The organism is Peribacillus sp. P4_C12 (assembly GCF_056402095.1).
The window spans coordinates 1-3,638 of the sequence record NZ_JBFUIB010000385.1 but is presented as its reverse complement, the minus strand read 5'-3'; the positions used below and the strand labels follow the sequence as shown (position 1 = coordinate 3,638).

Annotated in this window: 7 protein-coding genes; 5 read left to right on the top strand and 2 right to left on the bottom strand. The window is 36.7% G+C overall.

Annotation, left to right across the window (positions count from 1 at the left end; all coding sequences use genetic code 11):
• Together AC1DUW_RS23465 and phoU are read left to right on the top strand one after the other, a co-directional pair.
• On the top strand, positions 1–311 hold a 311-nt coding region (locus AC1DUW_RS23465; RefSeq protein ID WP_477643582.1), incomplete at its 5' end, for a phosphate ABC transporter ATP-binding protein.
• Positions 312–330: 19 nt separating this feature from the next.
• Positions 331–984, top strand: a complete 654-nt coding sequence (phoU, locus tag AC1DUW_RS23460) for a phosphate signaling complex protein PhoU (RefSeq protein WP_053346964.1) — start codon at positions 331–333, stop codon at positions 982–984.
• 69 nt (positions 985–1,053) lie between these two features.
• Here phoU and AC1DUW_RS23455 read toward each other — a convergent pair whose 3' ends face one another.
• Entirely contained in the window at positions 1,054–1,545 is a 492-nt protein-coding gene (locus AC1DUW_RS23455) for a hypothetical protein (RefSeq protein WP_053346963.1), read from the bottom strand.
• The gene (locus tag AC1DUW_RS23450; RefSeq protein ID WP_477643581.1) at positions 1,538–1,810 is read right to left on the bottom strand and encodes a hypothetical protein; all 273 of its coding nucleotides are present in this window, start codon (positions 1,808–1,810) and stop codon (positions 1,538–1,540) included. Before AC1DUW_RS23450 ends, AC1DUW_RS23455 begins: the two co-directional genes overlap by 8 nt.
• Before the next feature lie 541 nt (positions 1,811–2,351).
• Here AC1DUW_RS23450 and AC1DUW_RS23445 point away from each other — a divergent pair.
• The 3 genes from AC1DUW_RS23445 to AC1DUW_RS23435 form a co-directional block, all read left to right on the top strand.
• Positions 2,352–2,966: a hypothetical protein gene (locus AC1DUW_RS23445; protein ID WP_053346961.1), complete on the top strand. Its 615-nt coding sequence runs from the start codon at positions 2,352–2,354 to the stop codon at positions 2,964–2,966.
• A gap of 110 nt (positions 2,967–3,076) precedes the next feature.
• On the top strand, positions 3,077–3,226 hold the full coding sequence (gene rpmG, locus AC1DUW_RS23440; protein WP_028391797.1) for a 50S ribosomal protein L33: 150 nt from the start codon (positions 3,077–3,079) through the stop codon (positions 3,224–3,226).
• A 203-nt stretch (positions 3,227–3,429) separates the two neighbouring features.
• On the top strand, positions 3,430–3,638 hold a 209-nt coding region (locus tag AC1DUW_RS23435), incomplete at its 3' end, for a 5-formyltetrahydrofolate cyclo-ligase (protein WP_477643580.1).

Genomic DNA, 3,638 nt, shown 5'->3' with positions numbered 1-3,638 from the left:
CTGGTGGACAGCAACAGCGCCTTTGTATCGCTCGTTGTCTGGCGATTGAACCTGATGTCATTTTAATGGATGAACCGACTTCTGCTCTTGATCCTATTTCCACTTTGAAAATAGAAGAATTAGTCCAAGAGCTAAAAAAAGATTTCAGTATCATCATCGTTACTCATAATATGCAGCAGGCAGCTCGTATCTCTGATAAAACGGCCTTCTTCTTAAATGGGGAAGTCATCGAGTATTCAGACACTAACACCATCTTTTCGAACCCGAATGATAAGAGAACAGAAGATTATATTACCGGACGTTTTGGCTAAATGAAAGGGAGATGCGACAATGGTTGTTCGTGAAAATTTTGAGCTTCAATTAAAAGAATTGCAAGAGAAAATTGTGAGGTTGGCTAATTTAGCTTCAGGTGCGATATCAAAATCATTCACTGCTTTGGAAAACAAGAATCTTGAAGAGGCTCTTGAAGTTATTGATAATGATACAATAGCTGATTTACTAGAAGAGGAAATTAATGACTTTGCGATTTTACTGATTGCTAAGCAACAGCCGGTTGCGATTGATTTGCGGAGAATAATTGCTGCTATAAAAATAGCTTCAGATATTGAAAGGATGGCGGACTTTGGCGTTAATATCGCTAAATCAGCCATTCGAATCGGTGACCAGCCATTTATTCTGCCTTTAACACCATTAAAGCAGATGCATGATATTACATTAAAAATGATTGAACTTTCGATAGATGCATTTGAGAAGGAAGATGTTGTTCTTTCAAGAGAAATCATTGAAATGGATGATGAGGTCGATCGCTTTTATGGAGAGATGATTCGAAGTCTCCTTCGACTTTCAGATGAAAAAAACCTTCAGCAGATCACACAGCTTTCTTTAATTGCCCGTTATTTAGAAAGAACGGCTGACCATACAACGAATATCGCTGAAAATATCTACTTTCTGGTAAGAGGGAGATATATTGGCAGGAATGAATGAATACATTCCTAAATGGAAAAAGAGAGACTTTTTTTTCGGACAAAGTCCAATTAAAAAGTCTCTCTTTTTTTAATGAGTTAAAGTATGGGCCAACTGTCTGTATGTCATATTATTTGTAACGACAAAGACGCCGATTTGAACATTTTTAGAGAAATCATGTTCATTCATATAAGCTTCAAAGCCAGCAGCATCATCGATGATTTGCTCTTTAGCTAGAATCTGGGTAATTTCTGTAGTGGTCATATTCGATTTCACTTTTAAAGTATAGGAGACGATAGTGTCTTCCTTTTTGGAAACCTCTTTCTCTTTCGTTTCCTGAATCGGATTTACATCTTGTTTATTCTGTTTTTCTTTGTCCGCATTCTTCGAGGGCTTGCTTGCTATTTCGCCATCATCCGTCGGAGATGACACGACAAATCCTTTTTTTACGAGCAATTCCTTAGCTTCCTCCGTAGTCGGAGCGTGGCCTGCATTCGCACCTGTGCCATAATAAAAGCCAGCAAATATTGCAGTGGAAAAAATGATACCGGCGGAAAGACCCTGCATTGTTGCTTTATTCATCTTCGTTTACCCGCAATCTATGTTGTTCGATGACAGAGATGGTTTGTTCCTTTGTTAAAGAGGATTGCTCAGCGATTTGGTTCAAAGAAAGGCCTTGGCTGTATAAAGAAAGAACCTGGCTTTTTAAAATTTTATGAATAGGCTCCAATTCATTGAAAGGAACAGCTTGTTGGAATTTGGATTCAGGATTAATCAGCTCATCCTGAATAACAAATTCCTCCTCAAGAATCTTCACTTTCTTCTTTAATTGGTAGATATCCTGCATATAGGTTAAGGTCATCTGTTCTAGATCTTCTTCTAACTTGGCAATCTTATCTTGTTTGAAACATAAGTATAACGGTGGCTAATGAGAATAATAGGATAATAAGGGCTTCCATGCTTTCACCTCAGAAGAGAATTTTCGACATTTACTTATATTTTACACATATTTTAAAAAAATTGGTGATTTTCATATTTTTATACCATCTAAAAAACTGCTTAGCTTCATAATTATGTCTTATTTGTAACAAACTTTTGTCGAAAAGCATGATGCCTTTTACTGAGATGGAAAATTTTTGATTTTAAAACAGGGAAAAACCCTTTGCTAGCCAACTTACATAAAATTCGACAAAATGTGTTTATTGTCCATAAGCCAATTCAATGCTAACATGAAGATAGAATAAAAAGAAAAGACGAAATATTTAGAATAGTTAATTATAAGTGAAAACTAAAGAAGAATATGGTGTGCAGAATCTAAAAAGGATAGTATCGCTGTCAGCGCCTAACGATAAGTTATATATAAATTAATTAGAGAAAGGGATGATTGTATGAGTTCACTATCCGCGTATATGCCGCAGGATAACCAGGAATTATATCGAAAGGGGTTAAAGGCTGGGCTATGGATGGACGAGAGTTTTGATTGGTATCCTGAAGAGGATATAATGAGTCATCCTAACGGGGAGTTACGGACGCTTGTACAAACTTATACTCAGGGACAGGTAACCTTTTCAAAGTTTACGATAAGGAATACCTCATTTGAGCCTAAACATCCGAAGGTGTTTTTCCACTATGAAAACGCTTTCGAAAGGCAGGCAGTGGCTTTTTACAGTCCAAATGAAAGGGCAATTTTACATGTTGCCCCTCAATCGATTGCTTTATTAGGGGGATTGGTAAAGGGTAAAAGTATCTCGCAATATTGCATTCAAGGTAAAGGAAGCCTGTATCAAGAGGGGTGTTTTAAATCACTGAAAGAAGGACTACTTGCCTATTCACCGCTTGCCAAGGGAGAGGTCACGAGTATGTTTACCTTAGAGACGGAGATCTTGCCGAAGGAATGTGTGGAAGCGGTGGCTTGGGCCATTCATGCTGAAACTAGAGAAGAAGCAAAAGTCATAAATAATCAGCTTCTCCTGACGATGCAAAACATGGGTAATAAACTATAAAAAAAGTTTATGTTGTATTTCCCGAAAAACATACTAGCAATTCACAACAAATAATGCTATTATAGAAAAGTCCTATGTGAAAAAGTCAATATGTTTGGAGGGAAATACACATGCGCGTGAATATTACGTTAGCTTGCACTGAATGTGGAGACCGTAACTATATTTCTAAAAAAAATAAACGTAACAATCCAGACCGTCTTGAGCTTAAAAAATACTGCTCAAGAGAAAAACGCAGCACCACTCACCGTGAAACAAAGTAAGCAACAGGATTTTTCCTGTTGTTTTTTTTTATGCTTTTTTGATTGTCTCCGCTTTAATATTCGATTTTTGAAAGAATCGAGCTCATTTTAATGAACCTTTTCCTAATATGCACGGAATAATTCGACAATTTTCTACTTCGTATTTAGTAAATGAATAAATATTATGAGATAATAATAGAAGTAGACTAAAGGAGTCGGAAAAGATGAGAGAACATAAGAAAAAGCTCCGGCAGGAAGTTAGATCTCGTTTAATGGAGCTAACTAAAGAGGAGCACGAAGAATTATCGAATAAAATTGCTGAAAACTTATTTTCCCTTGATGAATGGAAAAAAGCTAAAACCATAGGGATTACTATTTCAATTCCTCCGGAAGTTCCAACTGTCCGTATTATTGAGCAAGCATGGAGTGAGGG

Bases quoted from the DNA above. Each gene is read 5' to 3' on its own strand.
- AC1DUW_RS23450 (WP_477643581.1), bottom strand. From the start codon at position 1,810: ATGCAGGATATCTACCAATTAAAGAAGAAAGTGAAGATTCTTGAGGAG.
- rpmG (WP_028391797.1), top strand. From the start codon at position 3,077: ATGCGCGTGAATATTACGTTAGCTTGCACTGAATGTGGAGACCGTAAC.
- AC1DUW_RS23455 (WP_053346963.1), bottom strand. From the start codon at position 1,545: ATGAATAAAGCAACAATGCAGGGTCTTTCCGCCGGTATCATTTTTTCC.
- phoU (WP_053346964.1), top strand. From the start codon at position 331: ATGGTTGTTCGTGAAAATTTTGAGCTTCAATTAAAAGAATTGCAAGAG.
- AC1DUW_RS23445 (WP_053346961.1), top strand. From the start codon at position 2,352: ATGAGTTCACTATCCGCGTATATGCCGCAGGATAACCAGGAATTATAT.